22 protein-coding genes, 4 tRNA genes and 1 other RNA gene are annotated in these 26,447 nt (G+C 73.8%); 10 read left to right on the plus strand and 17 right to left on the minus strand.

Annotated features, from left to right (window positions below):
- Nucleotides 1–10: 10 nt before the first annotated feature.
- The 5 genes from ACZ8ZB_RS16120 to purS form a co-directional block, all read right to left on the minus strand.
- The gene (locus ACZ8ZB_RS16120; protein ID WP_470738418.1) at nucleotides 11–808 is read right to left on the minus strand and encodes a maleylpyruvate isomerase family mycothiol-dependent enzyme; all 798 of its coding nucleotides are present in this window, start codon (nucleotides 806–808) and stop codon (nucleotides 11–13) included.
- Nucleotides 809–817: 9 nt separating this feature from the next.
- A complete protein-coding gene (locus ACZ8ZB_RS16125; RefSeq protein ID WP_470738419.1) occupies nucleotides 818–2,041 on the minus strand; it encodes a hypothetical protein in 1,224 nt (407 codons plus the stop codon).
- 136 nt (nucleotides 2,042–2,177) lie between these two features.
- Entirely contained in the window at nucleotides 2,178–4,436 is a 2,259-nt protein-coding gene (gene purL, locus ACZ8ZB_RS16130) for a phosphoribosylformylglycinamidine synthase subunit PurL (protein WP_470738420.1), read from the minus strand.
- Nucleotides 4,433–5,113: a phosphoribosylformylglycinamidine synthase subunit PurQ gene (purQ, locus tag ACZ8ZB_RS16135; RefSeq protein ID WP_470738421.1), complete on the minus strand. Its 681-nt coding sequence runs from the start codon at nucleotides 5,111–5,113 to the stop codon at nucleotides 4,433–4,435. The genes purL and purQ overlap by 4 nt, the downstream gene beginning before the upstream one ends.
- Nucleotides 5,110–5,373, minus strand: a complete 264-nt coding sequence (gene purS, locus ACZ8ZB_RS16140; protein WP_006133353.1) for a phosphoribosylformylglycinamidine synthase subunit PurS — start codon at nucleotides 5,371–5,373, stop codon at nucleotides 5,110–5,112. Before purS ends, purQ begins: the two co-directional genes overlap by 4 nt.
- A 353-nt stretch (nucleotides 5,374–5,726) precedes the next feature.
- Between purS and ACZ8ZB_RS16145 the strand changes: the two genes are divergently transcribed.
- The 8 genes from ACZ8ZB_RS16145 (at nucleotide 5,727) to ACZ8ZB_RS16180 (ending at nucleotide 10,249) form a co-directional block, all read left to right on the plus strand.
- Complete coding sequence (locus tag ACZ8ZB_RS16145; protein ID WP_470738422.1) at nucleotides 5,727–6,044, plus strand: histone-like nucleoid-structuring protein Lsr2; 318 nt, start codon at nucleotides 5,727–5,729, stop codon at nucleotides 6,042–6,044.
- A gap of 136 nt (nucleotides 6,045–6,180) precedes the next feature.
- Nucleotides 6,181–6,252 (plus strand) — tRNA-Gly (locus tag ACZ8ZB_RS16150).
- 80 nt (nucleotides 6,253–6,332) lie between these two features.
- A tRNA-Gly gene (locus ACZ8ZB_RS16155) sits at nucleotides 6,333–6,405 on the plus strand.
- A gap of 133 nt (nucleotides 6,406–6,538) precedes the next feature.
- Nucleotides 6,539–7,501 (plus strand): ABC transporter ATP-binding protein, encoded by a 963-nt coding sequence (locus ACZ8ZB_RS16160; RefSeq protein WP_470738423.1) that lies wholly within the window; start codon nucleotides 6,539–6,541, stop codon nucleotides 7,499–7,501.
- On the plus strand, nucleotides 7,498–8,274 hold the full coding sequence (locus ACZ8ZB_RS16165) for an ABC transporter permease (RefSeq protein ID WP_470738424.1): 777 nt from the start codon (nucleotides 7,498–7,500) through the stop codon (nucleotides 8,272–8,274). The genes ACZ8ZB_RS16160 and ACZ8ZB_RS16165 overlap by 4 nt, the downstream gene beginning before the upstream one ends.
- Nucleotides 8,275–8,301: 27 nt before the next feature.
- Nucleotides 8,302–9,543 carry a sensor histidine kinase gene (locus ACZ8ZB_RS16170; protein WP_470738425.1) on the plus strand — a complete coding sequence of 414 codons (1,242 nt, stop codon included), beginning with the start codon at nucleotides 8,302–8,304 and terminating at the stop codon, nucleotides 9,541–9,543.
- Nucleotides 9,540–10,154, plus strand: coding sequence for a response regulator (locus ACZ8ZB_RS16175; RefSeq protein WP_470738426.1), 615 nt, complete (start codon nucleotides 9,540–9,542; stop codon nucleotides 10,152–10,154). Before ACZ8ZB_RS16170 ends, ACZ8ZB_RS16175 begins: the two co-directional genes overlap by 4 nt.
- Before the next feature lie 22 nt (nucleotides 10,155–10,176).
- Nucleotides 10,177–10,249 (plus strand) — tRNA-Gly (locus tag ACZ8ZB_RS16180).
- 55 nt (nucleotides 10,250–10,304) lie between these two features.
- Here the strand turns inward: ACZ8ZB_RS16180 and ACZ8ZB_RS16185 are convergent.
- From ACZ8ZB_RS16185 to ffs, 6 genes are all read right to left on the minus strand, one after another.
- Nucleotides 10,305–11,204 carry a phosphoribosylaminoimidazolesuccinocarboxamide synthase gene (locus tag ACZ8ZB_RS16185; RefSeq protein ID WP_470738427.1) on the minus strand — a complete coding sequence of 300 codons (900 nt, stop codon included), beginning with the start codon at nucleotides 11,202–11,204 and terminating at the stop codon, nucleotides 10,305–10,307.
- 83 nt (nucleotides 11,205–11,287) lie between these two features.
- Nucleotides 11,288–12,814, minus strand: a complete 1,527-nt coding sequence (locus ACZ8ZB_RS16190; protein ID WP_470738428.1) for a N,N-dimethylformamidase beta subunit family domain-containing protein — start codon at nucleotides 12,812–12,814, stop codon at nucleotides 11,288–11,290.
- A 230-nt stretch (nucleotides 12,815–13,044) separates the two neighbouring features.
- Entirely contained in the window at nucleotides 13,045–14,823 is a 1,779-nt protein-coding gene (locus ACZ8ZB_RS16195; protein ID WP_470738429.1) for a hypothetical protein, read from the minus strand.
- A gap of 290 nt (nucleotides 14,824–15,113) precedes the next feature.
- Entirely contained in the window at nucleotides 15,114–16,367 is a 1,254-nt protein-coding gene (gene purD, locus ACZ8ZB_RS16200; protein WP_470738430.1) for a phosphoribosylamine--glycine ligase, read from the minus strand.
- 91 nt (nucleotides 16,368–16,458) lie between these two features.
- Nucleotides 16,459–18,645 carry a DNA polymerase III subunit gamma and tau gene (locus tag ACZ8ZB_RS16205; protein ID WP_470738431.1) on the minus strand — a complete coding sequence of 729 codons (2,187 nt, stop codon included), beginning with the start codon at nucleotides 18,643–18,645 and terminating at the stop codon, nucleotides 16,459–16,461.
- A 47-nt stretch (nucleotides 18,646–18,692) separates the two neighbouring features.
- Nucleotides 18,693–18,791, minus strand: an RNA gene (gene ffs, locus ACZ8ZB_RS16210) — signal recognition particle sRNA small type.
- A gap of 72 nt (nucleotides 18,792–18,863) precedes the next feature.
- Here ffs and ACZ8ZB_RS16215 point away from each other — a divergent pair.
- Nucleotides 18,864–18,951, plus strand: a tRNA-Ser gene (locus ACZ8ZB_RS16215).
- A 5-nt stretch (nucleotides 18,952–18,956) separates the two neighbouring features.
- Here the strand turns inward: ACZ8ZB_RS16215 and ACZ8ZB_RS16220 are convergent.
- On the minus strand, nucleotides 18,957–19,877 hold the full coding sequence (locus tag ACZ8ZB_RS16220; RefSeq protein ID WP_470738432.1) for an ATP-binding protein: 921 nt from the start codon (nucleotides 19,875–19,877) through the stop codon (nucleotides 18,957–18,959).
- On the opposite strand from ACZ8ZB_RS16220, the gene ACZ8ZB_RS16225 reads away from it, so the two are divergent.
- On the plus strand, nucleotides 19,876–20,541 hold the full coding sequence (locus tag ACZ8ZB_RS16225; protein ID WP_470738433.1) for a maleylpyruvate isomerase family mycothiol-dependent enzyme: 666 nt from the start codon (nucleotides 19,876–19,878) through the stop codon (nucleotides 20,539–20,541). The two genes, ACZ8ZB_RS16220 and ACZ8ZB_RS16225, sit on opposite strands and share 2 nt — an antisense overlap.
- Before the next feature lie 7 nt (nucleotides 20,542–20,548).
- On the opposite strand, the gene ACZ8ZB_RS16230 is transcribed toward ACZ8ZB_RS16225, so the two are convergent.
- The 5 genes from ACZ8ZB_RS16230 to ACZ8ZB_RS16250 form a co-directional block, all read right to left on the minus strand.
- The gene (locus ACZ8ZB_RS16230; RefSeq protein ID WP_470741494.1) at nucleotides 20,549–22,306 is read right to left on the minus strand and encodes a copper resistance CopC/CopD family protein; all 1,758 of its coding nucleotides are present in this window, start codon (nucleotides 22,304–22,306) and stop codon (nucleotides 20,549–20,551) included.
- A 155-nt stretch (nucleotides 22,307–22,461) separates the two neighbouring features.
- The gene (locus ACZ8ZB_RS16235; protein WP_470738434.1) at nucleotides 22,462–23,235 is read right to left on the minus strand and encodes an SDR family NAD(P)-dependent oxidoreductase; all 774 of its coding nucleotides are present in this window, start codon (nucleotides 23,233–23,235) and stop codon (nucleotides 22,462–22,464) included.
- Nucleotides 23,232–23,711 carry a cupin domain-containing protein gene (locus ACZ8ZB_RS16240; protein ID WP_470738435.1) on the minus strand — a complete coding sequence of 160 codons (480 nt, stop codon included), beginning with the start codon at nucleotides 23,709–23,711 and terminating at the stop codon, nucleotides 23,232–23,234. The genes ACZ8ZB_RS16235 and ACZ8ZB_RS16240 overlap by 4 nt, the downstream gene beginning before the upstream one ends.
- On the minus strand, nucleotides 23,708–24,310 hold the full coding sequence (locus ACZ8ZB_RS16245) for a GNAT family N-acetyltransferase (protein WP_470738436.1): 603 nt from the start codon (nucleotides 24,308–24,310) through the stop codon (nucleotides 23,708–23,710). Before ACZ8ZB_RS16245 ends, ACZ8ZB_RS16240 begins: the two co-directional genes overlap by 4 nt.
- Nucleotides 24,303–26,441 carry a penicillin acylase family protein gene (locus ACZ8ZB_RS16250; RefSeq protein WP_470738437.1) on the minus strand — a complete coding sequence of 713 codons (2,139 nt, stop codon included), beginning with the start codon at nucleotides 26,439–26,441 and terminating at the stop codon, nucleotides 24,303–24,305. The genes ACZ8ZB_RS16245 and ACZ8ZB_RS16250 overlap by 8 nt, the downstream gene beginning before the upstream one ends.
- Nucleotides 26,442–26,447: the final 6 nt, after the last annotated feature.

Below are 26,447 nucleotides of genomic sequence, written 5' to 3' on the forward strand. Positions count from 1 at the left end.
CGTTCCGGGCTCATCCCAGCAGCGGCAGGTACGGTCCGAGGTCCGCCCGCTCCCCGCTCGCGCTCACCTTCGCGCCGGCCACCGCGTCCTGCCAGGCCGCCCGTCCGCCGGCCAGCCGGATCCAGGTCAGCGGGTCGGTCTCGACGACGTTCGGCGGAGTGCCCCGGGTGTGCCTCGGCCCCTCCACGCACTGCACGACCGCGTACGGCGGGATCCGCACCTCCGTGGAGCCGCCGGGGGCCTTCACGGCGAGCGCGTCGGCCAGCAGCCGGGTGCAGGCGGCCAGGGCCCGGCGGTCGTACGGGACGTCGAGACCGGGGACGGCGGCGTTCAGGTCGTCGGTGTGCGCGACGAGCTCGACGGTGCGGGTGACGACGTAGTCGGCCAGCGGCAGCGCGCCCGCGCTGGTGGGGAGCAGCCGGTCGCCGGGGGTCTCGTCGAGGCGGGCGGTGAAGCGCCGCTCGGCGTCCGCGAGGTGGGCGTCGAGGTCGGGGTGGTCCGCCGCGAGCCGGCGGGCGGCGCCGGCGATGGCGTCCGCGTCGGCGGCGACGGCGGACGGCCAGTCGGGCAGCCGCCCGTCCTGCCGCGCGGGCACCGGCTCCTCCAGCAGCCGGTCCACGGCCGTCAACGCCGTGCCGATGTGCGCGACCAGCTCCCGTACGGTCCAGTCGCCGAGCCGCGTCGGCAGCGCGAGCTGCCCGGGGGTGAGGGTGCGCACCGCCGCCCGTACGTTCCCGAACTGCGCCAGGACGGCGGCACGGGTCTTGGCGGGGTCGTAGGAGCGGGCGCGCTTCTTGGCCGGGGGCATGGAACGAGCCTATGCGGGACGGAAGGGGAAGTCGGAGGAGTTCGGGAGGACGACATCCGTGCAGTGACGGCGCTCGGCGACGTCGGTGACGTAGGCGCGGAAGGCCTTCTCGATCTCGGACGAGATCACCTTGTCGTAGCCGTGGGCGAGGGTCATGGTGTGGATCTGCGGCTGTCCGGCGCAGACGGAGGACGCCCACCAGACCGGATCCTCGCTGCTGCGGCCCGCCCCGCCGGGCTCGGCGGGTTCCGGCGTCTCGTCACCGTGGGCGCTGGTGAGCAGGACGTTCTTCGCCCTCTCGCCGGAGTGGGTGTGGAGGGAGACGAACCACTGCCCCGGCCTCGTCGGCCGGGTGAGGTAGGAGTGGTCTTCGGCCTCGGCGTGGTAGAGACCGGCCGCGCGCTCGGCGCCGAACACGAGGACGCACCGCTCGTCCCAGAGCCGGTCGTCCGTGCGGCTCTGGAGGACCTGGTCCGGGAACCGGCCGCTCCGGGCGAAGCCGGCCTCGCGGTACCAGGCACAGGTGCCCTCGGCGCGGGAGGCCGGAACGGGGCCCTCGGGCAGCGCGGGGATGTCCTCCGGCGGGTCGGGCAGCCGGTCGGCGCAGCCCAGTCGGCCCGCGAGGTTGTTGGCGGTGGTCACGGCGGTCTCGGCGAGGACGTCCCGGTCGTGGCCGGTGAGCTGGCCGTTCTCCGAGAAGGGCGGCTTGGTGACCATCAGTTCGGCCCGCGCCCACAGGGCGGTGACGGGCCGCCCGTCCGCCTCTCCCCCGGCGCACGGGAGTTCGACGACGACCCCGGAGTCCGTGACGAGGCCCGTGATGCCGCCGCCGAGCGGCTGGTACGGGTGGGTCGGACCGCCGCGGGGATCGAGGAGGACCTCCATCGGGGAGTCGGCGACCCGGGGTCCGTCCGCCGGCAGGACGCCCACCGTGCCGGTGAAGAACCAGCGCTCCCCGCTGCGCGTGCCGTACGCCTCGCCCGCCTCGGTGCTGAAGACCTCGCAGTCCTGCGGCAGCCCGTCGTCGAGGTCGATCGTGCCTTCCTCGGAGGTGCGGTGGGTGAGGGCGCCGCCCGCCGGGGACAGGGACAGCACCCGTCCGGCCGGGACGAGGCCCCCGCAGGCCGCGTCGATCTGCCGTCGGCCGTCGACCATCTGCCAGAGGTCCCGCCCGCACCAGCCGATGGCCACGACCGCTGCCAGACACAGCAGCACGTTCACGGACTTGCGCACAGTGCTCGGTATCCCCACCGCTCCCCCGGTTCCCTCCCGCGGCCCGCCGGCATGAGCGGCGACGGCCGCCGGTACTTTACGGCGGAGACCCCGCACGGTGTCGTGCGGGGTCTCCGTCGGCGTACTCCCGTGCCGGTCAGGCCAGCAGTGCCGGGATCGTGGCCTCGTGCGCCTCGCGCAGCTCGGTGAGGGTGAGGGAGAACTCCCCCTGGACCTCCACCGTGTCGCCGTCGACGACGCCGACGCGGGTGGCCGGCAGGCCCCGGGCGCCGCACATGTCGTTGAAGCGGACCTCCTCCGAGCGCGGCACGGCGACGATCGCGCGGCCCGCCGACTCGGAGAACAGGAAGGTGAAGGCGTCGAGCCCGTCCGGTACGACCAGACGCGCGCCCTTCCCCCCGAGCAGCGCCGATTCGACCACGGCCTGGATCAGACCGCCGTCGGACAGGTCGTGCGCGGAGTCGATCATGCCGTCGCGGGAGGCGGAGATCAGGATCTCGGCGAGCAGCCGTTCGCGCTCCAGGTCGACCTCGGGCGGCAGACCGCCGAGGTGGTCGTGGACGACCTGGGACCAGGCCGAGCCGCCGAACTCCTCGCGGGTGTCGCCCAGGAGGTACAGCAGCTGGCCCTCCTCCTGGAAGGCGACCGGTGTGCGGCGGGCCACGTCGTCGATGACGCCGAGGACCGCGACCACCGGGGTCGGGTGGATGGCGGCCTCGCCCGTCTGGTTGTAGAGCGAGACGTTGCCGCCGGTCACCGGGGTGCCGAGCTGCTGACATCCGTCCGCCAGGCCGCGCACGGCCTCGGCGAACTGCCACATGACGGCCGGGTCCTCGGGCGAGCCGAAGTTCAGGCAGTCGGAGACCGCGAGGGGCTTGGCGCCGGTGGTGGCGACGTTGCGGTACGCCTCCGCGAGGGCCAGCTGCGCGCCGGTGTAGGGGTCGAGCTTGGCGTAGCGGCCGTTGCCGTCGGTGGCGATCGCGACGCCGAGGCCGGACTCCTCGTCGATGCGGATCATGCCGGAGTCCTCGGGCTGGGCGAGGACGGTGTTGCCCTGCACGAAGTGGTCGTACTGCTGGGTGATCCACTGCTTGGAGGCCTGGTTGGGCGAGCCCACCAGCTTCAGGACCTGGTCCTTCAGCTCCTCGCTCGTCTCCGGGCGCGGCAGCTTGTTCGCGTCGTCCGCCTGGAGCTCGTCCTGCCAGGACGGGCGGGCGTAGGGACGCTCGTAGACCGGGCCGTCGTGGGCGACCGTGCGCGGGTCGACGTCGACGATCTTGCCGCCGTGCCAGAAGATCTCCAGGCGGTCGCCGTCGGTCACCTCGCCGATGACGGTGGCGATGACGTCCCACTTGTCGCAGATCTCGAGGAACCGGTCGACCTTGTCGGGCTCGACGACCGCGCACATGCGCTCCTGCGACTCGCTCATGAGGATCTCCTCGGGCGAGAGCGTGGAGTCGCGCAGCGGGACGTCGTCGAGGGTGACGCGCATGCCGCCGGAGCCGTTGGAGGCCAGCTCGGACGTGGCGCAGGACAGGCCGGCCGCGCCGAGGTCCTGGATGCCGACGACCAGCTTCTCCCTGAAGGCCTCCAGGGTGCACTCGATGAGGAGCTTCTCCTGGAAGGGGTCGCCGACCTGGACGGCGGGTCGCTTCGACGGCTTGGCGTCGTCGAAGGTCTCGGAGGCGAGGATGGAGGCGCCGCCGATGCCGTCGCCGCCGGTGCGGGCGCCGTACAGGATGACCTTGTTGCCGGCGCCGGAGGCCTTCGCGAGGTGGATGTCCTCGTGCCGCATGACGCCGATGGCGCCGGCGTTGACCAGCGGGTTGCCCTGGTAACAGGCGTCGAAGACGACTTCGCCGCCGATGTTGGGCAGGCCCAGGCAGTTGCCGTAGCCGCCGATGCCGGCGACGACGCCCGGCAGGACGCGCTTGGTGTCGGGGTGGTCCGCGGCGCCGAAGCGCAGCGGGTCCACGACGGCGACCGGGCGGGCGCCCATGGCGATGATGTCGCGGACGATGCCGCCGACGCCCGTGGCCGCGCCCTGGTAGGGCTCGACGTAGGAGGGGTGGTTGTGCGACTCGACCTTGAAGGTGACCGCGTAGCCCTGGCCGACGTCGACGACACCGGCGTTCTCGCCGATGCCGACGAGGAGGGCGTCGGACTCGGGGGCCTTCTCGCCGAACTGGCGGAGGTGGACCTTGCTGCTCTTGTACGAGCAGTGCTCGGACCACATGACGGAGTACATGGCGAGCTCGGCGCCGGTCGGGCGGCGGCCGAGGATCTCCACCACCCGCTCGTACTCGTCCTTCTTCAGGCCCAGCTCGGCCCAGGGCAGCTCGACGTCGGGGGTCGCGGCCGCGTGCTCGACCGTGTCCAGAGGCGTCCGGCTCATGCGTTGACCAGCTTCTTGAGGATCGACGTGAAGAACGGCAGGCCGTCGGTGCGACCGGTGCCGATCAGCGGCTCGACGGCGTGCTCGGGGTGCGGCATCAGGCCGACGACGTTGCCCGCGGCGTTGGTGATGCCCGCGATGTCGTTGAGCGAGCCGTTCGGGTTGAGGTCCATGTAACGGAACGCGACGCGGCCCTCGGCCTCCAGCTCGTCCAGCGTCCGCTGATCGGCGACGTAGCGTCCGTCCATGTTCTTCAGCGGGATGTGGATCTCCTGGCCGGCCGTGTAGTCGGCGGTCCAGGCGGTGTCCGCGTTCTCCACCCGCAGCTTCTGGTCACGGCAGATGAAGTGCAGGTGGTCGTTGCCCAGCATGCCGCCGGGGAGCAGGTGCGCCTCGGTGAGGATCTGGAAGCCGTTGCAGATGCCGAGGACGGGGAGCCCCGCCCTGGCCTGGTCGATGACGGTGTCCATCACCGGCGAGAAGCGCGCGATGGCGCCGGCGCGCAGGTAGTCGCCGTAGCTGAAACCGCCGCAGAGCACCACGGCGTCGACCTGCTTGAGGTCCTTGTCCTTGTGCCAGAGGGCGACGGGCTCGGCGCCGGCGACGCGGATCGCGCGCTGGGTGTCCCGGTCGTCCAGGCTGCCCGGGAAAGTGACGACGCCGATACGAGCGGTCACTTCGCGGCCTCCGCGACTTCCTCGACCCGTACGGTGAAGTCCTCGATCACGGTGTTGGCGAGGAAGGATTCCGCAAGATCATGGATACGGGCGAGCGCGGCCTCGTCGACCGGCCCGTCAACTTCCAGTTCGAATCGCTTTCCCTGGCGGACGTCCGAGATCCCTTCGAAACCCAGTCGCGGCAGTGCGCGCTGCACCGCCTGGCCCTGGGGGTCGAGGATCTCCGGCTTGAGCATGACGTCGACTACGACGCGTGCCACTGGCACTCCCGGTGTGTGGTGCTGAGCAGGTTCCTTCAGACTACCCGCACAAAATTTCTACGCGAGTAGAGTTGGAGGAATCTACGTGACCGTCATCACGATTCGGCATCGCGGGGAGACGTCAGGGAAAAGATCCGGGAAAGATTCCCGTTCGCTCGCACATCCCTATTGCGCCCCGGACACGCGGAGAGATTTAGTCGAGCTTCACAATGCAATGCCGGGCACTGTACAAATGAATTGTCATTAGCAGATACTTTGCCCGATTACAGGCGGACAGCCGACATCTCGGCGATGTCCCGGCACGTCATCACGGACGTCCGGACGAGAGGTGTCGCACGAAGGGACCGATATTCGTGGCGCAGAAGGTCGTGGTCACTCTCTTTGACGACATCGACGGCTCGGAAGCGGCGGAAACGATCGCCTTCGGTCTGGACGGCAAGTCGTACGAGATCGACCTCAACGAAACCAACGCCAGGAAGCTGCGTGCGGCCCTCGAGCCCTACGTGGACGCCGGCCGCAAGCGGTCGCACTCCGGCAAGGCGTACCGGCAGACCGAGGTCGCCCCGGACCCGGCCGCCGTGCGCGCCTGGGCACAGGCGAACCGGATGGACGTCCCCGCGCGCGGGCGGATCCCCAAGAAGGTCTACGAGGCGTTCGCCGCGGCGCGTTGAACCGGCCGGGCGGCCCGCCCCGACGGCCGGTCACCCGTCCCCCTCGGCAGCCGACTTGCGCAGCACCCCCGCTGATCAGCTAGAGTCTGGAGCACGCCGAGGGGCGAGGCCGAAAGGCCCGGCTCACGGAGTACTTGCGGGTGTAGTTCAGTAGTAGAACATCCCCCTTCCAGGGGGAAGGCGCAGTGTGCAATTCCTGTCACCCGCTCTGCACCGCCGTACCGACCACCACTGTGGATCAGGTAGGCTGGTGCACGCGCCGATCGGTGAGAGCCGGTCGGAGGCAATGCGGACGTAGCTCAGTTGGTAGAGCGCAACCTTGCCAAGGTTGAGGTCGCGAGTTCGAGCCTCGTCGTCCGCTCTCTGATCAAAGGCCCCGGTCATCGACCGGGGCCTTTGTCGTGCGTTCCCCCCAGGTCCCGTCTGACATTTGTCATGTCCGGCGATGACACCCCGCACTGCCGGGCCGCCCCGGCCGCCGGGATGCTCGAGGCATGGAAGCGAACGAACACGAACACGTGATTGAGGTCACCGGCCTGCGACGTGTCTACGGGGGCGGGTTCGAAGCGGTCCGCGGGATCGACTTCTCGGTGCGGCGCGGGGAGGTCTTCGCCCTGCTGGGCACCAACGGCGCCGGCAAGACCTCCACCGTCGAACTGCTGGAGGGGCTCGCCGCCCCGGCCGGCGGGCGGGTCCGGGTGCTCGGCCACGACCCGTACACCGAACGCGCCGCCGTACGGCCCCGCACCGGCGTGATGCTCCAGGAAGGCGGGTTCCCCTCCGAGTTGACCGTCGCCGAGACCGCCCGGATGTGGGCGGGGTGCGTCAGCGGGGCCCGCCCCGAGCGGGAGGTGCTGGCGCTGGTCGGGCTGGAGGCGAAGGCCGGCGTCCGGGTGAAGCAGCTCTCCGGGGGACAGCGGCGCCGCCTGGACCTGGCGCTCGCGCTGCTCGGCGACCCCGAGGTGCTCTTCCTCGACGAGCCCACCACCGGGCTCGACGCCGAAGGCCGCCGGGACACCTGGGAGCTGGTGAGCGCGCTGCGCGACCGCGGTGCGACCGTGCTGCTCACCACGCACTACCTGGAGGAGGCCGAGAACCTCGCCGACCGGCTCGCGATCATGCACGAGGGGCGCATCGCCGCCACCGGCACCCCGGCCGAGGTGACCGCCTCCGAGCCGTCCCGGATCACCTTCGAACTGCCCGAGGGCTACTTCGTGGGCGACCTGCCGCCCCTGGCCGAACTGGGCGTGAGCGACCACACGGTCGACGGCCGGACCGTCCGGCTGCGCACCCACGAACTGCAGCGGGCGGCCACCGGACTGCTGATGTGGGCGCACGACGCCGGAGTGGAACTGCGCCGACTGGACGTGCGGTCGGCATCGCTGGAGGAGGCGTTCCTCGGGATCGCCAAGGACGCGTCGGCGGGGACGACGGCGCCGAAGGAGTACGCGGCATGAGCACGACCACGACCACACCGGTGAGCCGGATGACCGCCCTCGCCCGCGCCGAACTGACCCTGCTGGGGCGGAGCAAGGGCACGCTCTTCGCCGCGCTGTTCGTGCCGCTGGTGCTGCCGCTCAGCGTGCGGTCGGCGGCCGAGGAGATGGACCTCGCCGAGGCGGGGCTGACCCCCGGCACCGTGGTGCTGCCCGCCGCCGTCGGCTTCTCCCTGCTGTTCGCCGTCTACTCCGCCCTCGTCGGCGTCTTCGTCGTCCGCCGCGAGGAACTCGTCCTCAAGCGGCTGCGCACGGGCGAGCTGCGGGACGCCGAGATCCTCGGCGGGTCCGCGTTGCCGGCCGTCCTCGTCGGACTGGTGCAGTGCCTGGTGCTGACCACGGCCTGCGTGGCGCTGCTGGACATGTCCGCGCCGTCCGCGCCGCACCTGGCCGTCCTCGGCCTGCTGTTGGGGCTCGTGATGTGCGCCGCGCTCGCGGCCGTCACCGCGGCCTTCACCCGGACCGCCGAGAGCGCGCAGGTCACCCCGATGCCGCTGCTGATGGTCTCGATGCTCGGCTCCGGCATGTTCGTCCCGCTGGAGCTGTTCCCCGACCGGCTGGCCTCCGTCTGCGAACTGCTGCCGCTGACCCCGGTCGTCACCCTGGTGCGCGGCGGCTGGACCGGCGACCTGTCGGCCGCCGAGGCCCTCGGCGCCCTCGCGACGGCGGTGGCCTGGACCCTGCTGGCGGTGTTTGCTGTACGGCGGCGGTTCCGCTGGGAGCCGAGGCACTGACGCGGTCGAGGGCGGGAGAGACGGGACATGGGCAGGCCGGGCGGCTGGTGGGGACGCAAGAGCACACCGGCGAAGGTCGAGACGTACACGCGGTGGTCGTTCCACTCCGTCTGCCTCTCCGAGATGGCCGCGATCGGCCTGCCGGCCTTCGTGCAGGTGGGAGGACGGTTCGCACTCCTGCTGTCGCTGCCGGTCATAGCGCACGCCGCGCTGGGCATGGTGATCGTCTCCCGGGCCGTGGACTGGGCCCGCGGACAGCGTCCCCAGCCCCTGCGGCTGCTGTGGACGCACGGCGTCCTGACCGTGGCGCTCGCGGTCTCCGCCCTCGCCGTCGCGGAGCACGGGCCGCCGGGCGACGGCGTCGACACCGCCGCCGGCTCGGTCTTCGGGGGCGTGCTCTGCTTCGGCACGGGCATCGTCACGCTCGGGGTACGCGACCGGCGGCGCGCCCCCGCCGTCGTCGGCGGGTTCGCGGCCGGAACGTTCCTCGTGCTCCTGCTGCTGGGCGCGCCCGGTCTCACCGCGCTGGGAACGGCCGCGATCGTGCTGGCCGGATCCGGCTTCCTCGCCTTCACCGCGGTCTTCTCCGTCTGGCTGCTCAACGCCGTCTACGAACTCGACGAGGCGCGCGAGACCCGTGCCCAGCTCGCGGTGGCCGAGGAGCGGCTGCGGTTCGGGCGGGACCTGCACGACGTGATGGGGAGGAACCTCGCCGTGATCGCGCTCAAGAGCGAGCTGGCCGTCCAGCTGGCCCGGCGCGAGCGGCCGGAGGCGGTGGAGCAGATGATCGAGGTGCAGCGGATCGCCCAGGAGTCCCAGCGGGAGGTGCGCGACGTGGTGCGCGGCTACCGGGAGATCGACCTGGAGGCCGAACTCAGCGGTGCGCGGGGGGTGCTGAGGGCGGCCGGCATCGACTGCGAGGTGAGCGGCGAGACGGGCGGGTTGCCCGGTGAAGTGCAGTCGGCCCTTGGCTGGGTCGTGCGGGAGGCGACCACCAACGTGCTGCGGCACGGGGACGCGAAGAAGTGCACCGTGTCGGTGCGGATGCCTGAGGGGCGTGTGGTGTTGACGGTGCAGAACGACGGGGCGGCGGCCCGGTCCGGGACGGCCGGCCCGGGTGGCGTGGGCGGCTCGGGTCTGGCGGGGCTGCGGGAGCGGCTGGTGGCGGTGGGCGGCACGCTGGACGCCAGGGATGTCGGCAAGGGTGTGTTCCGACTGGTCGCGGAGGTTCCGCTGACGGCGGAGCCGGCGCTGGAGGTGGCGTCGTGACGGACGTCGTCCGCCTGCTGCTCGCCGACGACGAGCACCTGATCCGCGGGGCGCTGGCCGCCCTGCTGTCCCTGGAGGACGACCTCCTCGTCGTCGCCGAGGCGGCCACCGGTCCTGAGGCTCTGGCGATGGCACGGGCGCACGCCCCCGACGTCGCCGTACTGGATCTGCAGATGCCCGGCGCGGACGGTGTGAAGGTCGCCACGTCCCTGCGCACGGAGCTGCCCGGCTGCCGGGTGCTGATCGTAACCGGTCACGGACGGCCCGGGCACCTGAAGCGGGCGCTCGAGGCGGGTGTGCGGGGGTTCGTCCCCAAGACCGTCAGCGCCCAGCGGCTCGCGGAGATCATCCGTACGGTGCACGCGGGAAACCGTTACGTCGACCCCGAGTTGGCCGCCGACGCGATCGCGGCCGGCGACTCCCCGCTGACCGCGCGCGAGGCCGAGGTGCTGGAACTCGCGGCGGACGGGGCGCCCGTGGCGGAGATCGCTGAGCGGGTCGCGCTGTCCCAGGGAACCGTGCGGAACTACCTCTCCTCGGCCGTCTCGAAGCTCGGGGCGGAGAATCGCCATGCGGCGGTCCGTCTCGCACGGGAGCGAGGTTGGGTATAGTGGGTCTCGCGCCACGGCGCATGCGAACGTAGCTCAGTTGGTAGAGCGCAACCTTGCCAAGGTTGAGGTCGCGAGTTCGAACCTCGTCGTTCGCTCTGGATCAGGGCCCCGGTCATCGACCGGGGCCCTCGTCGTGCGGCCCGGGAGCGATCAGCTCCAGGTGGTGCCGGTCAGGCGCTCGTACGCCTCCACGTACTTGGCGCGGGTCGCGTCCACGATGTGCTCCGGCAGCGGCGGCGGGGGCTGCTCGCTCCCACGGTCCCAGCCCGACTCGGCGGAGGTCAGCCAGTCCCGCACGAACTGCTTGTCGTACGACGGCTGCGCGCGGCCCGGCTCCCACTGCTCGGCCGGCCAGAAGCGGGAGGAGTCCGGGGTGAGCACCTCGTCCGCGAGGACCAGGCTCTCGCCGTCGAAGCCGAACTCGAACTTGGTGTCCGCGAGGATGATCCCCCGGTCGCGGGCGATGTCCCGGGCGCGGGAGTAGGCGGCGAGGGTCGCCTGGCGCAGCTGGGCGGCGGTCTCCGCACCGACCTGGCGGGCGACCTCCTCGTAGGAGACGTTCTCGTCGTGCTCGCCGACGGCGGCCTTGGTGGCCGGGGTGAAGATCGGGGCGGGCAGTTCGGAGCCGTCGACCAGGCCCTCGGGGAGGGCGAGGCCGCAGACCGTGCGGGACTCGTCGTACTCGGCCAGGCCCGAGCCGGTGAGGTAGCCGCGGGCCACGCACTCCACCGGGACCATGTTCAGGGACTTGCAGACCAGGGTGCGGCCCGCCCAGTCGTCGGGGGCGCCGGCCGGCGGCTCGGTGCTCAGGACGTGGTGCGGGAGCAGGTCGGCGAGCTGGTCGAACCACCACAGGGAGAGCTGGGTGAGGATCCGGCCCTTGTCGGGGATCTCGGTCGGCAGCACCCAGTCGTAGGCGGAGATGCGGTCACTGGCGACCATCACGAGGTCGCCCGCCTCGCTCCGGTACAGCTCGCGCACCTTGCCGGTGTGCAGATGCACCAGACCCGGAACCTGGATCGGCTCGGGCTTTTCGACGAATCCGGACACGGTTTCTCCCTGTGGTTCTGTCCAAGTGACTCGATTCTCCCGTATGCGCGGGTCGGACCGCGTACGGGGTGCCGACGGAGGGGTCAGTAGCGTTTGCAGATGCGGTCCAGGAGATTGGCGGTGGCGCGCTGGACGCGGGGGTCGGTGTGGCCCGGGCGGTCCAGGGCGGGGGACCAGGCGAAGGTGCCGGAGGCGAAGACCCAGGCGCCGGAGGGGGCCCGGTAGAGGGACGTCTCCTGGTGGCGGCGGACGCCCCGGCGGTCGGTGTACGGGGAGTGGGCGAGCAGCACGCGCTCCTCGTGCTCCGGCAGCGGGGTGCGCGGGTGGTAGCGGTCGGCCTCGGCCGCGACCATGCCCTCGATGCCGTCGCCCTCGTGCGCGCCGGTCGCCTCCCACATCCAGTGGCCGGCGTTGCGGACGATCAGCGGGTGCGGCTCCGGGACGGGACCGGCGTACTGGATGCCCAGCAGCTGCTGCTCGGCGCGGTCCTGCTCCCGCCACAGCGTGGGTCTGCCCGGCCCCTGGCGCTTGCGGCAGGTCAGCAGGCGGGCGGGGCCGGACGGGGAGGGGGCGAGCTCCACCTGCCAGTACATGGTGTTGGCGGAGAGGAAGACCAGGGACGTGCCGTGCTCGCGGGCGTGCTCCACGGCGGTACGCATGGGCGCCGACCAGTACTCGTCGTGGCCGGGGAAGATCAGGCCCCGGTAGCGGGTGGGGTCGATCCGGCCGGCGTGCAGGTCACGGGCGTCCGCGTAGGCGAGGTCGTAGCCGTAGCGCTCGGCCCAGCGGATGACGTCGTAGGCGTGGCCGACGTGCAGCGGGAGGCCGGCGCCCGCGTACGGGCGGTCGAAGGAGACGGTGGTGGCGGCGTCCGCCTCGCCGAGCAGCCGGCCCTGCTCGTCCCAGGCGTGGTAGAGGCTCGCGCCGGTGCGGCCGTCCTCCGGGTAGAGGTTGTACGCCTGCCAGGTGATGTCGGGCAGGACCAGGAGGAGGTCGGCCGGGCGGTTGTCGCGGACGGTGAACGGGACGTGCGAGCGGTAGCCGTCGGCGGTGGTGAGGACGGCGACGTACGCGCCGACGCTCCAGTACGACGGGACCGGCAGCCGCCAGGACAGCCACCAGTGGTGGCAGGAGACGGTGCGGTCGGCGGTGAGCGGCGCCGGCTGCACGATGCCGGAGAGGCGGGGGCTGGAGGTGATCTTGGTGGCGCCGTGGCCGCCGTAGTGGCCGATGCGGTAGACGTCGACGTCGAACGGCTGGGGCGGGTCGACGGTGATGTGGAAGTCGATGGACTCACCGGGGGCGACCGCGCCGGTGGAGGCGAAGCCCTTGATCTGGCGGTGCACGTCGTCGGCGGCTCGGGGTCCGACGGAATCGGAGGCACGGGGGGCGGGGATCCTCAGGCCGCCCTGTTTCGGGACGCGGGCGGCGGCGGCCCGTTCCGCGTCCGTGTACGGCTCCGGTTCCACGTACCAGGGGACGACCCGGCCGCTGTCGTCGAAGTACGTCTCGCTGCCGCGCAGCCACGGGAGGGGCCCCAGCCCGAAGGGATCGTTCACGGCGTGTGCCAGTGCGCCCGACTCCCAGCGGCGGACCTGCTCCGACCCCATGAGCGCTCCCTCCCTCGTGCCCCCGTCGCGGTGCGGTGCGTGGTGCTGTCCGGCAGTCGGCCGGCGCCTGCCGCCAGTTATGTGCTTGTCGTATGTCGTGCGCTCTTGCCAGTGAGCGCGAACGGTCCAAGCACATCACATGACGCGCGTACTACGTCACCGTTCGTTTTGAATTGACCGAAAGCGGAAGGGTGAGCTCCAGGACTCCGGGGCAGGGGGCGGCCGACGGCTCAGACGAGCCGTACGGGCTTCTCGGGGCGTATGCCCTGCCGGGTCAGCCACAGCCGGAGGGCCGCCGGGTCGCCGTCCTCGATGAGGGTCAGGATCCGGGGGGAGAGGTCCGCGGCGCGCGCACCGCCGAGGAGCAGCGCGGGTCCGTCGAGCCAGTCGAGTCCGGGAGCGGCGCCCGCGGTGTCCATCGCCGCGCAGCAGACCATCGCCGCGATGTGATCGGCGAGCAGCTCCCGGCCGGCCCGCGGGGGCTGGAGGGGGAAGAGGGGGAGCGCCTGGTCGCCCCGGAGGGGGTCCGGGGCGCCGTCCGCGCGGACGCCGGAGGCGGAGGGCGCCACCGCCGCCTCCTCCCGGGCCAGTTCGGCGCTGAGCCGGGCGGCGAGGGCGGCGCTGCGGGGGGTGGCGGCGGCCAGGTCCTCGTCGTCGGGGGCGGGAGCCGGCGGCAGGCCGGGAGCGGGCTCCGTGGACGGTGTGGGCGCGTGGGCTTCCGCGGGGGTGGTCAGGTGGGTCAGCAGCCGCGAGAGGGTGGGGGCGCCGGGGGCGAGGGATTCGCCGGGGGCGGGAGGGACGTGGAGGGCGTCCAGGACGCGGTGGAGACGGGCGGTGTCGGCGCGCCACTTGCGGTCGACGACCTCCTCCGGATAGTCGCCCCAGTGCACCGGGGACCAGTCCGGACCGGTCTCTGCGGGTCCGCCGTGGAAGAGGCGGGCGGCGAGGAGCGACGTGGCCTCGTCCACCGTGCCGGGCTCTTCCAGCAGGTCGCACGCCGGACGCTCGCCGAGGCGGGAGGCGAAGCCCTCCGCCAGCCGGTCCCGGCGGGACAGCTCGGTCAGCGCCGCCACCACTCCCGCGTTGAGCCGCGAGGGCCAGCGGCCCATCCGCCAGGCCGGCAGCGCGACCCGGGTGAGCAGCCGGTCCCAGCCCGCGTACGCCAGGCCCACCTGCTCCTGGGCGACGATCCGCAGCCCGTGGTCCACGGCCTGGGCACGCGCGGCCGCCGCCGCGGCGACCCCGCGCTCCATCTCCACGGCATGCCCCCGGCAGCCGCGCAGCAGCAGACGGACGATGCGGCCGGCGCCCGCGAGCATTCCGCGGACCACCGGCCCCCCGCGGGGCGCCGAGGTCACGGCCACCGCGGCGTCCAGCCCTCGTACGAAGCGCCGGGCGGCGGCTATGTCCGGGTGCGCCGAAGGTCCCGTACCGGCGACGACCGGGGCGAGGACCGCGCGCAGCTCGCCCACGCGCATCCACCACAGGAACGGGGAGCCGATCACCAGCACGGGCGCCGCGGCGGCCCTGACACGGGCGGGTCGCCCCGCACCGGCTATGTCGTCGTGCTCCTCGGCGGGTGGGGGGCCGTGGGCCGGGTGGGTGCGGTCCTCCAGCCAGCTGTCGCAGTCCGGGGTGAGCGCTATCGCGGAGGGGGCGGGAACGTCGAGCCGGTCGGCGAGGTCGCGCACCATCCGGTACAGGTCCGGGGCCGCGTCCTCGGCGATGGGGACCGTGGGGCTCATGGCGGGCCGGGCCCGCGCGACGACCAGGGCGACACCGGCGGCGGCGAGCAGGACCAGCACCGCGATCGGTGTCAGGAGCCGGCGGGCGAGGTCCCAGCCGCCGCCCGGCAGATGGCCGGTGGGCCCGCCGACGAGCAGGATCACGGCGACGGCGGCCGGAAGCAGTGCGACGGCCAGCGCCCGGCTCCGGACGCGCAGCACGGCCAGCGCGTGCGACCGCGCCGTCTGCGCGCCCGCCTCCGCTCCCGCTCCGCTTCCGCTCATGGCCCGACCTCTCCCCCTCCCGGCGGTCGTGATGCTGTCCCGGCGTTGCCCACTCCCCCACTGTGGCACCCGCCACTGACATCGCAATGCCGATGGGCCAAGTGCCGGAACGCTTGCGCGGCACCATAGTTGGGGCCCCGGCTGTCGTCAGCCGGATGGCGCATCGCTCACCCGATGGAATGGCTTTGGGGAGAGCTGGAGGACGGAGGGCAAGGGTCAGGCCCCGGATCCTGAGACGGATCCGGGGCCTGCGGGGTTCATCGGCACCGGGAGCGGACCGGTCCGTGCGGCTACGCCTCCCGCGCCGCCTTCGCCGCGATGTCCGTGCGGTGCCGGGAGCCGTCGAGGCCGATGCGGGACACCGCGCGGTAGGCGCGGTCGCGGGCCTCGGTGAGGTCCTTGCCGGTCGCGGTGACGGACAGCACGCGCCCGCCCGCGCTGACCACCGCGTCACCGTCCCGCCTCGTCCCCGCGTGCAGCACGTACGCGTGCGGGGCGTCCTGGGCGGCGATCTCGTCCAGGCCCGTGATCGGGTCGCCGGTGCGCGGGGTGCCGGGGTAATTGTGCGAGGCGACGACCACGGTGACCGCGGCCTCGTCGCTCCAGCGCGTCGGCTCCAGGTGGGCGAGGTTGCCGGTGGCGGCGGCCATCAGCAGGCCGCCCAGCGGGGTCTTCAGCCGGGCCAGGACCACCTGGGTCTCGGGGTCGCCGAAGCGGGCGTTGAACTCGATCACACGGACCCCGCGCGAGGTGATCGCCAGACCGGCGTAGAGCAGCCCGGAGAACGGGGTGCCGCGACGCCGCATCTCGTCCACCGTCGGCTGGAGGACCGTCTCCACGACCTCGTCGACCAGTTTGGGGTCGGCCCACGGCAGCGGGGAGTACGCCCCCATGCCGCCGGTGTTCGGACCCTCGTCGCCGTCCAGCGCGCGCTTGAAGTCCTGGGCGGGCTGGAGCGGTACGACCGTCTCGCCGTCGGTGATCGCGAAGAGGGAGACCTCGGGTCCGTCGAGGAACTCCTCGATGACCACGCGGTCACAGCCGTCGGCGTGGGCGCGGGCCGCCTCGAGGTCGTCGGTGACGACGACGCCCTTGCCGGCCGCGAGCCCGTCGTCCTTGACGACGTAGGGGGCGCCGAACGCGCTGAGGGCGGCGTCGACCTCCTCGGGCGTCGTGCAGACGTAACTGCGGGCGGTGGGCACGCCGGCCCCCGCCATGACGTCCTTGGCGAAGGCCTTGGAGCCCTCGAGCCGCGCGGCCTCCTTGGACGGGCCGAAGACCGGGATGCCCGCGTCGCGCACGGCGTCGGCGACACCGGCGACGAGGGGCGCCTCCGGGCCGACCACCACGAGGTCGGCGCCGAGCCGGGTGGCCAGCGCGGACACGGCCGCGCCGTCGAGGGCGTCGACCTGGTGCAGCTCGGCGACCTCGGCGATGCCGGCGTTGCCGGGGGCGCAGTGCAGCGCGGTGACGTCGGGGTCGAGGGACAGGGAGCGGCACAGGGCGTGTTCGCGGGCGCCGCTGCCGATGACGAGGACCTTCACGGGGTCAGCCTAACGGGAGACGGCGGGTCCGCCTTGTGCGGGCTGCCGAAGGAGGGGGAGGACGCCGTTCGTGCGTTCCTCCGAAACGCCCCTAGTCGTTCGTGAACTCCTCGACGACCGTCGCGCCCAGCTCGCGGACGAGCAGTTCCTGCCCGGAGAGGGCGGACTCGTCCAGGTCGGGGTCGTCGTCCTCGGGAACGTCGTCCTCGGGTGGGACGGGCGGCGGCTCCGGGGCGGACGGACGGGGCGCCGGAGCGGGGACGGGGGCGGGCATGGAGGCCGCCGGGGCGCTCGCCACCGGTTGCGCGGGCGCGACGGCCGGGGCGCTCGGCGGGGGCGCGGAGGGCCGCCGGCCGTCTCCGGGACCGCCGTACCCGCCGCCGGTGCGGGCGCCGGCGGGCGCTCCGACCGGGGCCGGCGCCGCCATGCCTCCCCCGCCGCCGGAGGGGTCGACCACCGCCTCGATCCTCCACTGCACGTTGAACTGCTCGGCCAGCGCCTGACGCAGCACGTCCTCGCTGCCGCTGCTGAGGAAGTTGTCCCGCGCGCCGGCGTTCACGAAGCCGATCTGGAGCGTCGTGCCGTCGAAGCCGGTCACCTGGGCGTTCTGGCTGAGCAGGATCCAGGTGAAGCGACGGCGGTTCTTGACCGTCTCCAGGATGTTCGGCCAGAGCGTGCGGGGGTCGAGCCCGCCGCCACCGCCACCTCCCGAGGGCGCGGGGGCCGCCTGGGGGGCGGGGGTGGGCGCGGGGGAAGGGGCTGGGGGCTGGGCCCCGCCCGTCGGGGCGGCGGTGGGCCAGCCGCCCGGCCGACGGCCGCCGGCGGAGGCGGCGGTGGGCCAGGCGCCGGGGGCGCCGGCCGCGGGCGGGGCGCCGGAGGGCGCGGGGGCGGATGCGGATGCCGGGGGCTGTTGAGCCGGCGCGGCGGGAGGTACGGGAGTGGGAGCCGGGGCGGGAGCGGGAGCCGGGGCGGGAGCGGGAGCCGGCCCCCGCACGGCGGCCCGGGCGGCGGCGGGACCGCCTCCCGGCTCGACGGGGCCCTGTCCCGGCGCTCCCGCGTGGGCCTCCGGCCCGGGGACGTACGCCATGGCGGGCGCGCCGGCGCCGGCCGCGGAGAAGTTCACCCCGCGCTCGATCCGGTCCAGCCGGGCCATGACCGAACGCTCGTCACCGTAGGCGGCGGGCAGCAGCACGCGCGCGCAGATCAGCTCGAGCTGGAGGCGCGGCGAGTTGGCGCCGCGCATCTCGGTGAGCCCCTCGTTGACGAGGTCGGCGGCGCGGCTGAGCTCGGCGGCCCCGAAGGCGCCGGCCTGTGCCCGCATCCGCTCGATCACGTCGGCGGGGGCGTCGATGAGCCCCTTCTCGGCGGCGTCGGGAACGGCGGCGAGGATGACGAGGTCCCGCAGCCGCTCCAGCAGGTCGGCGACGAACCTGCGCGGATCGTTGCCGCCCTCGATCACCCGGTCGACGACCTCGAAGGCGGCGGCGCCGTCACCGGTCGCGAAGGCCTCCACGACGGAGTCGAGCAGCGAGCCGTCCGTGTACCCCAGCAGGGAGGTGGCCATGGCGTACGTCACACCCTCCTCGCCCGCGCCGGCGAGGAGCTGGTCCATGACGGACATCGAGTCACGCACGGATCCGGCGCCGGCCCGCACGACGAGCGGCAGCACGCCCTCCTCGACCGGGATGTCCTCCTTCCCGCACACCTCTCCGAGGTAGTCCCGCAGCGTGCCGGGCGGCACCAGGCGGAACGGGTAGTGGTGCGTGCGCGACCGGATGGTCCCGATGACCTTCTCGGGCTCGGTGGTCGCGAAGATGAACTTCAGGTGCTCCGGGGGCTCCTCGACGACCTTGAGCAGCGCGTTGAAACCGGCCGACGTGACCATGTGGGCCTCGTCGATGATGTAGATCTTGTACCGGCTGCCCGCGGGCCCGAAGAACGCCTTCTCGCGCAGGTCACGGGCGTCGTCCACACCACCGTGGGAAGCGGCGTCGATCTCGATGACGTCGATCGAACCCGGCCCGTTGCGCGCGAGGTCCCGGCAGGACTGGCACTCCCCGCACGGCGTCGGTGTCGGGCCCTTCTCGCAGTTCAGGCACCGCGCCAGGATCCGCGCGCTGGTCGTCTTGCCGCATCCGCGCGGACCGCTGAACAGGTACGCGTGATTGACCCGGTTGTTCCGCAGCGCCTGCTGCAACGGGTCGGTGACATGCTCCTGCCCGATGACCTCGGCGAAGGACTCCGGGCGGTAGCGGCGGTACAACGCGAGAGACGACACGCATACGAGGTTATAGGCGTCCACTGACAACCGGCCCGTACGCCCGGAACGCAAGCGCCCCCCACGCACCCGCCAGAGCCGACCTACCCTTGCTGCCTTCCGGCCCTGGGGGAGTTCAGTCAGATAGCGCCGCGTGAGGGGCTAAGCAGAGGCTACCCCATGTCGCGGGTGAGGAACGAGTTCGCGAGCACTCCTCTCGGTCATGTAATGTTCCCACCGGAGGATTCGCCTAGAGGCCTAGGGCGCACGCTTGGAAAGCGTGTTGGGGGCAACCCCTCACGAGTTCGAATCTCGTATCCTCCGCCAGTGCCTCACCGGGCACGATGTCGAAGGGCCCCCTGGAAACAGGGGGCCCTTCGACGTCGTCCGTCCCGGTGGCCGCCCGGGTCGTTCCGATCCGTCGCACGGACAGAGAGGCATGTTTCATGGAAGCGTGCTTCCACTTCTGGGGTGCGGTGCTCCCCTGTGATCCTCCGGCCGGGGCTTGAAGGGTTCGTCGGGAGTTCGCACCACACCTCCTTGCCGATGCCGCACCCCCTCCCCTGTGCGCCCCGGTCGTCCGCCGGCGTGGTCACGAGGGCGAGGACCCGGCCCGACTCGTCGTCCGGGTGAGCCGTGGCCGGGGTCGGGAGCGTGGCGTCGGCGTCCGTCACCGTGACGCGGGGGCGGTCGTCCGTGAGGACGCAGCGGGCCCGGATCCCACGGCCGGCCGGGACCTCCGCGTGACGGTGCGCGTTCGTCGTCAGCTCGCTCAGGAGGAGTTCCGCCGTGCCCGCCACCTCCTGCGGCAGCCCCCAGGAGGTCGCCTGCGCGCGGAACAGGAGGCGTGTCCGGCCGACGCTGCGGGCGTGACGGGGGGAGCCGCCGCTCGACGTCCCTCGGGGCGGTCGTGGGCAGCGGAAGCCGTGGGCTCCGCATGTGCGGTTCGTCCCTTGCGCCGGTGTTTCGCGGTTGGCGGGATCACCGTCCCGGCTCGCGGCTGCCGTCCCACCTCGCCGGGTCACGGGGCGCGGGCCGTCGTCCCGCGCCCCGCCGCCGTCCTCGCCCGCGAAGCCGTGCTCGCCGCCCGCGACCACCGGCGACCGACCACCGCCCTGCGGTGAAAGACCGTTCTCCGGCGATGACTTCGCCCCGGAGCGGGAGTCCCCTTCAGGACCGCCCTCGCCGGACGTCCGCCGTCCGGGCCGGGGGGCACCGCAGATCACAGCCCCTGACAGGAGTCCAGCCCGCATGACCGATCAGGCACTGACAGCGGACCACCACCGCGGGGCCGGGACATGGCCCTTGATCCACGCCGAGCGAGCGACGCTGGCGGCCGATCTCGCGGGGCTGACGGACGAGCAGTGGGAGACTCCCTCGCTCTGCGCGGGACTGACGGTGCGTGAAGTGCTGGCGCATCTGACCGCGGGCGCGAGCCTCGACACCGTGCGCTGGCTGGCGGGGGTGATCCGCTGCCGGTTCGACTTCGACCGGCAGGTGGCCGTGCGGCTGGCCGAGCAGCTCGGCGCGTCCCCGGGCGAGACCCTCGAACGCTTCCGGAGCGTCGTCCCGAGCACGACCAAGCCTCCCCTGCCCGCCATCGCCATGCTGGGCGAGACGATCGTGCACGGAGAGGACATCCGGCGCCCGCTGGACATCCGCCGCGAGCACCCGATCGACGTCGTCACCCGGGCGGCCGAGTACTACCGGGGCTCGGACCTCGTGGTCGTCGCCAAGGGACGCATCGGCGGTCTGAGGCTCGTGGCGGACGACGGCCCGTTCACGACCGGTTCCGGCCCCCTCGTGTCCGGCCGCACCCTGGCCCTGGTGATGGCGATGACCGGGCGCGCGGCGTACTGCGACGACCTCGAGGGCGACGGCGTGGAAATCCTCCGCGGCCGCTGCGGGCCGGCATGACGCGTGGTCAGCGGGTGATCTCCACCTGCCGCACCTCGCTCACCTGGTCCACCTCGGAGACCCGGATCGTCAGTTTCATCGTCCAGGTGCCTTCGAGGGGGAGGGCGAGGTCGTTGGTGGCCCAGTAGCCGCCGCGGTCGGTCAGCCCGGCGTCGATGGGGCCGACGTCCTTCGCCGCGAGGGTGAAGGAGACGCGGAGTTCCGGGACGAAGGTCAGGGCGCCCCGGGGGCCGAAGACCACCGCCTGGAGGCCGTTCTCGCCGACCCGGCCCGGGTCCATCGTGAGCTGGACCGTGCCCCGGCCGCCGGGGGTGCCCGCGTCGTAGGGGACCGTGAACGCCTCCGCCCCGGGCAGGCCCGCCACCTGCGGCTCGGGGGCCCTGGCCGCCTCGGCCTCCGCGCGGGCGGGGAGGGTGCCGGTCAGCACCGTGGTGATCAGCAGGACGACCACCGCCACGACGACCTCGGCCAGCACGGAGCGGCGCAGGGCACGGCGCCCGCGGTCGTCCGGTCCCTCCGCCGGGGAGGGCGCCGGCCTCGGCCCGGGCTCCGGCTCCGGAAGGGGTCCGGACGCGCCCGCCGGTTCCGGTACGCGCTCCTCGACCGCCGCCGGCCGTGCCGGCAGGGCCGTCCAGCGGCGGGACAGGGCCGCCGCCGCCAGCAGGAAGAGCGCCGCGGCGAGTTTGACGGTCAGGGTCCGGCCGTACGACGTCTGCGTGAGGGCGGACCAGGAGCCCAGGCCGCGCCAGGACTGGTAGACGCCGGTGACGACGAGAACGGTCACCGAGGTGAAGGCCAGGCGGGAGAAGCGCGTGACCGTGACGGCCGGCGGCGGGGTCTTCGCGCGGTGCAGGGTGAGGAGGAGGGCCGTCAGGCCGCCGAGCCAGCACGCCGTCGCCAGCAGGTGGAGCACGGACGACGTCATGGCGAGCGGGACCTGGATCCCGGCGGAGGCGTGCTCGGCCGCCGCCCAGGTCAGGGCCAGGGCGACGGAGAGGGCCGCACCGGCCGCCAGGCGGGTGCGAGGGGAGCGGCGCCGGAGGGGCGGGACGAGGAGCGCCGCCGCCAGGAGCAAGGTGAGGCGGGTCAGCAGGGCGAGGCCGGGACGGCCGGTGAGGGCGTCGGTGAAAGCGGAGAGGCCCAGGGCGGCCGCGGGGGAGGCGCCGTTCTCGTAGGGGGCGCGCAGGACGAGCAGGGCGGCCGTGGCCGTCAGCAGGGTCCACCAGCCGGTGAGCAGCGGCGCCCGCAGCGGGGCGGGGTCCGGCGGCCGGCACAGCGCCGCGAAGGCCGCCGTGCCGATGAACAGCGCGGCGGCGATGTACGCGAGGTAGCGGCCGGTGTCGTAGAGGCTCTTGGTGACCGGGTGCTCGGCGTGGTCCGCGGGGGCCGCGGGCGGGGTGGGCGAGGGCTTGCCGACGGAGAAGGTGAAGGCGCCGGAGACCGGGTGGCTGTCGGCGGAGACGACCCGCCAGGCCACCGTGTACGTGCCGTCGGCGAGACCGCCGGGCAGGTCCGCGCGGGCGGTGTCCGAGGCTCCGTCCGCGTGCTGCGGCTCGCCCAGGTGGACGCGGCGGTTGTCGGGGCCGTAGACGTGGAAGGAGTCCTCGAGCAGGCCGACGGACTCCGTGAAGGCCAGGGTGATGCGGCCGGGCGCGGTCCTGACGACGCTTCCGTCCTCGGGGTCGCTGCCGCGGAGGGCGGCGTGGGCGCGCGCCGGGGCCGCGCTCCCGAGGAGGAGCAGGACCAGCACGGCGCCCAGCAGCACCAGCCCCCGGAGCCGCCGGGGGCCGCGGCCGTCCGGGGTTCCCTCCCGTCCGCCCCCGCCCGTCGCCCCGCTCCCGCGTCGCTGCACGTCGTCCCGCCTCCCGGCCATCCGGCTACGGGTTACGTACGGACGGCGGGCGCGGTCTGCTCACCGGTTCACCAGGAGGGCCGGGCCGAGACCCCTCCGTCCACCACCAGGTCGTGGCCGGTCACCCAGGACGCGAGCGGGGAGGCCAGGAACGCGCAGGCGTCGCCGATGTCCTCCGGGCGGCCGATCCGGCCCACGGCGGACGCCTGCCGCCAGCGCCGCACGCCCTCCGGCCACTCCTCCGCCAGGCCCTCCCGGTCGATCAGGCCGGGCGAGACGGTGTTGACGCGCACGCCCCACGGGCCGTACTCCCGGGCCGCCGCGCGGGCGTGCGTCACCACCGCCGCCTTGGAGGCGGAGTAGTGGGCGTGGGCCGGGGCGGGGCTGCGGGCCTCGACCGAGGCGATGTGGGTGACGGAGCCGCCGCCGTCCTGGCCGCGCATGAGCTGTGCCGCCGCCTGGGTGCAGGCGAAGACGCTGGTGAGGTTGGCGTCCACGACCTCCCGCCACTCGGCCGCCGACATCCCGGCGAGCTCCCGCAGCGTCTGGACGCCGGCGTTGTTGACGAGCGCGGTCAGCCGGCCGCCGAACCGGTCGGCCGCCTCGGCCACCACCCCGCGGCAGGCGTCCTCGTCGGTGAGGTCGGCCCGCAGGACGACGGCCGCACCGCCCGCCTCCCGGATGCGGTCGGCGGTCTCCCGCGCGGACTCCACCGCCGTACGGCAGTGCAGTGCGACGGCCGCGCCCTCCTCGGCGAACCTCCGCGCGATGCCCCGGCCGATGCCGCCGCCCGCGCCCGTGATCAGGGCGACCTGGCCGTCGAGCAGTCCTCTGTGGCTCATGGACGGCAGAGTTCCACGACGAGCGCCGCCCGGTCGGGGTAACGCGCCGTCAGTTCCGCCGCGTCGCCGTGCTCGTAGTCCTCGTAGGTGAAGCCGGGCGCCATGGTGCAGCCGAACAGCGTCCAGGCGCCGCCCTCCGCCACCCGTGCGCCCATCCAGGTGCCGGCGGGGACGACGAGCTGGACGTGCTGGCCGCCGAGGACGTCCGGGCCGAGCACGGGGGTGCGGGTGGCGCCGTCGGGGGCGAGGAGCAGCAGGCGGAGGGGGTCGCCGAGGTAGTGGTGCCAGATCTCGTCCGCGGGCAGCCGGTGCAGGGCGGAGAAGTCGCCGGGGGCGTCGGTGAGCAGGGCGACGATCGCGGTGCCCTCGGGGCGGCCGTCGGAGCGGGCGGGACCGGCCCAGGTCCGCCGGAACCGGCCGCCCTCACGGGGGATCGGCTCCAGTCCGTAGTGGGCGACGAGGTCGTCGGGGGTCACCCTCCGAAGGCTACCTCGCGGGTGAGGAAGGCGAGTTGCGCCTTCTTCTCCGGCAGGTACACGTCCGGGAGGTCGATCTCCGGCAGGACGACCCGGGGGCCGGCGGTGAAGCCCTGCCGGAGGAAGCGGGCGACGGCCTTCACGTTGGCCACGTCCGGGTCGACGACCACGCGCTTGCGGTCCAGGCCCAGCAGGACGTACGCGGCGATGGCGCTCACCAGGGCGGCGGTCCAGCCGGTGTGCGGGCTCCCGGTGGGCGCGAGCAGCAGGTGGACGCCGATGTCACCGGGTTCGACGGGGTAGCACTCGCCGACGCGGTCGGCCTCCGGTTCGTACGTCTGGAGCAGCGCGGCGGGTTCGCCGTCCTTGAGGACGAGGTACGCGTGGTGGGTGTCGAGCGTGTCCATGTGGGCGTAGATCTCGGCGACCCGCTGGACGGTGAGGCCGTTCATGCCCCAGAAGACGGCGCGTTCCTCGCTCACCCAGCGGTGCAGGAGGGGCGCGTCGGCGGCCGGGTCCAGCGGCAGGACGCGCACGGCGCCGAAGCCGTCGACCGTCTGCTCGTGGACGGCGGTGCGGGAGGCGTACGGGTCAGACATCGGTCTCCTTCGTCAGTTGCGCCCAGTCGGTGAGGACCGGGGCCAGGTCTCCGGCGAGCCACAGGGGCTGCTGGTCGCGGTGGTGGGGTGAGCCGGGCACGCCGGAGGCGCCCAGCGGCACCACCCAGCGGCTGTTCTCCCGGTCGGCCAGGTCCCAGACGTAGCGGGCGGCGGGGCCGCGTGCGGCGAGGTCGGTGAGGCCGGGCACGGGGGAGGTGCACAGCACGCAGTCGTGGTCGCCGGAGAGGCCGGGTTCGTCGTACGGCCCGGTCGGCGGCAGCGCCCGCCAGGGGGCCAGGCGGTGGGTGTCGCCCCAGGTGCCGGCGGGCGGCCGGGCGGCCACCTCCTCCAGGGCCGCGCGGACCACCGCGGGGCGGTCGACGCCGAACAGGTCCTCGGCGGAGAGGAGGTGTTCGAGGGCGTGGCCGATGCGCGGGACGAGGGCGAGCCAGGGGAGGAAGACTTCGGGGTACGGGGGCGGCGTGGCCGCCGCGGCGAAGGCGGGCTGCGCGGCGAGCCGGCGTACGACCGCGCTCCGCACGGCCGCGAAGACGGCCGCGTCGGTGCTGTCCGCGTCCATCCGGCGGTCCCAGCGCAGGAGGCGGTCGCGCAGGGCGGCGGCGGGGGCGCTCAAGCCCGCGGCGGGGGTGCCGACCGCGGCGGCGGGGCCGTCGAGGGCGGCGAGGAGGTCCAACAGGGGGGCGGCGGAGGCGAGGTGGGTGTCCATGTGGAGGGCGGACATGTCGGCGGCGGACCAGCGGGTCCGCCGCGCCAGCAGTGCGGTGATGCGGTCGGCGCGGTGCGGCGGGGCGAACTCGACGCCCAGCGGGCCGGCCGGGCCGCGCTGGTTCGCCATCACGGCGACGCCGTCGGTCAGTCCGGCGCGCGGCGGCTCGTGCCAGCCCCGCCACTCGTGGCCGGGTTCCCACGCCGGCACCAGACGGGTCCGGTTGGCCTCGGAGCGGACCGGGACCCGGCCGGCCACCCGGTGCAGGGTGCCGCCCTCGGCGTCGGCGGCCATGACCACGTTGACCGGCTCGGCCCACAGGTCGACGGCGCGGTCCACGTCGGCGGTCCGGCGGGCCCGCAGCAGCGGCAGCAGGGCGGAGAAGCCGAGGTCGCCGGTGACGCGGGGCGGGTGGCGCAGGGCGACGGCGAGCGGGGGCCCGCCGGGCTCGGGAACGCCGTCGTCGAGGCCCTCGGGGCCGCCGATGACGACGGGGCCCCGGTCGGTCTCGATGACCTCGACCTCGACCGGCTCCTCGCCCGCCACCTCGACGGTCTCGGTGTGCCGGGCGGCCCGCCGCCACGTCCCGTCCGGGCCGAGCGCCTCCACGCCCGCGCCGGTGCGCCGCAGCTGCTCGCGGTAGAGGTCCTGGTAGTCGGCCATGGCGTTGGTGATGGCCCAGGCGACCGTGCCGGTGTGACCGAAGTGGGCGATGCCGGGAACGCCGGGCACGGCGAGGCCGACGACGTCGAACTCCGGGCAGGACAGGCGGATCTGCTGGTAGACGCCGGGGTCCTCGATGAAGCGGTGCGGGTCCCCGGCGATCACCGCGTGCCCGGTGACCGTGCGCTGCCCGGCGACCAGCCAGCCGTTGCTGCCGGAGGTGCCGGGCCCGTCGGTGGCGAACAGGCCGACGGCGTCCGCGCCGAGGTGGGCGGCGATGTGCGTGCGCCAGAGCTTGGCGGGGAAGCCGGCGAACAGGATGTGGGTGGAGAGCCAGACCGCGAGCGGGGTCCAGGGCTCCCAGCGACCGGGACGGAGCCCCGCGCGGGCGAACTCGGGAGCGGCCCCGGACGCCGGGGACCCGGCGGCTGCCAGGCCGTCGTTCACCCCGGACACGTACGCCCGTACCCACTCCGCCGTCTCCGGGTCCGTCCGCCGCAGTCCGGTCCAGCAGCGACGGGCCGTGTCGGCCAGGCGGGCGCGGCGGACGAAACGGTCCCAGCCGAGCGCCTCGGAGCCGAGGAAGGAGGCCGAGGTGCCCTGCGCGCGGTGCCGTTCGACCTCGAGCTGCCAGGCCCGGTCGAGGGCGGTGACCCGGCCCTGGGCGTACGCGAGCCCGTTCGCGCTCTCCGCGCGCAGATGGGGGATGCCCCAGGGATCCCGGAAGATCTCGCCACCCACTGTGCC

It is taken from the genome of Streptomyces sp. 12E (genome assembly GCF_055633275.1).

What these genes read in the sequence shown, in the direction of transcription:
- ACZ8ZB_RS16190 (WP_470738428.1), bottom strand. Translation starts at nt 12,814, where the DNA reads ATGGGGTCGGAGCAGGTCCGCCGCTGGGAGTCGGGCGCACTGGCACAC.
- ACZ8ZB_RS16245 (WP_470738436.1), bottom strand. Translation starts at nt 24,310, where the DNA reads ATGTCTGACCCGTACGCCTCCCGCACCGCCGTCCACGAGCAGACGGTC.
- ACZ8ZB_RS16195 (WP_470738429.1), bottom strand. Translation starts at nt 14,823, where the DNA reads ATGAGCGGAAGCGGAGCGGGAGCGGAGGCGGGCGCGCAGACGGCGCGG.
- ACZ8ZB_RS16225 (WP_470738433.1), top strand. Translation starts at nt 19,876, where the DNA reads ATGACCGATCAGGCACTGACAGCGGACCACCACCGCGGGGCCGGGACA.
- ACZ8ZB_RS16170 (WP_470738425.1), top strand. Translation starts at nt 8,302, where the DNA reads ATGGGCAGGCCGGGCGGCTGGTGGGGACGCAAGAGCACACCGGCGAAG.
- ACZ8ZB_RS16165 (WP_470738424.1), top strand. Translation starts at nt 7,498, where the DNA reads ATGAGCACGACCACGACCACACCGGTGAGCCGGATGACCGCCCTCGCC.
- ACZ8ZB_RS16120 (WP_470738418.1), bottom strand. Translation starts at nt 808, where the DNA reads ATGCCCCCGGCCAAGAAGCGCGCCCGCTCCTACGACCCCGCCAAGACC.
- ACZ8ZB_RS16220 (WP_470738432.1), bottom strand. Translation starts at nt 19,877, where the DNA reads ATGCGGGCTGGACTCCTGTCAGGGGCTGTGATCTGCGGTGCCCCCCGG.
- purL (WP_470738420.1), bottom strand. Translation starts at nt 4,436, where the DNA reads ATGAGCCGGACGCCTCTGGACACGGTCGAGCACGCGGCCGCGACCCCC.
- ACZ8ZB_RS16160 (WP_470738423.1), top strand. Translation starts at nt 6,539, where the DNA reads ATGGAAGCGAACGAACACGAACACGTGATTGAGGTCACCGGCCTGCGA.
- ACZ8ZB_RS16235 (WP_470738434.1), bottom strand. Translation starts at nt 23,235, where the DNA reads ATGAGCCACAGAGGACTGCTCGACGGCCAGGTCGCCCTGATCACGGGC.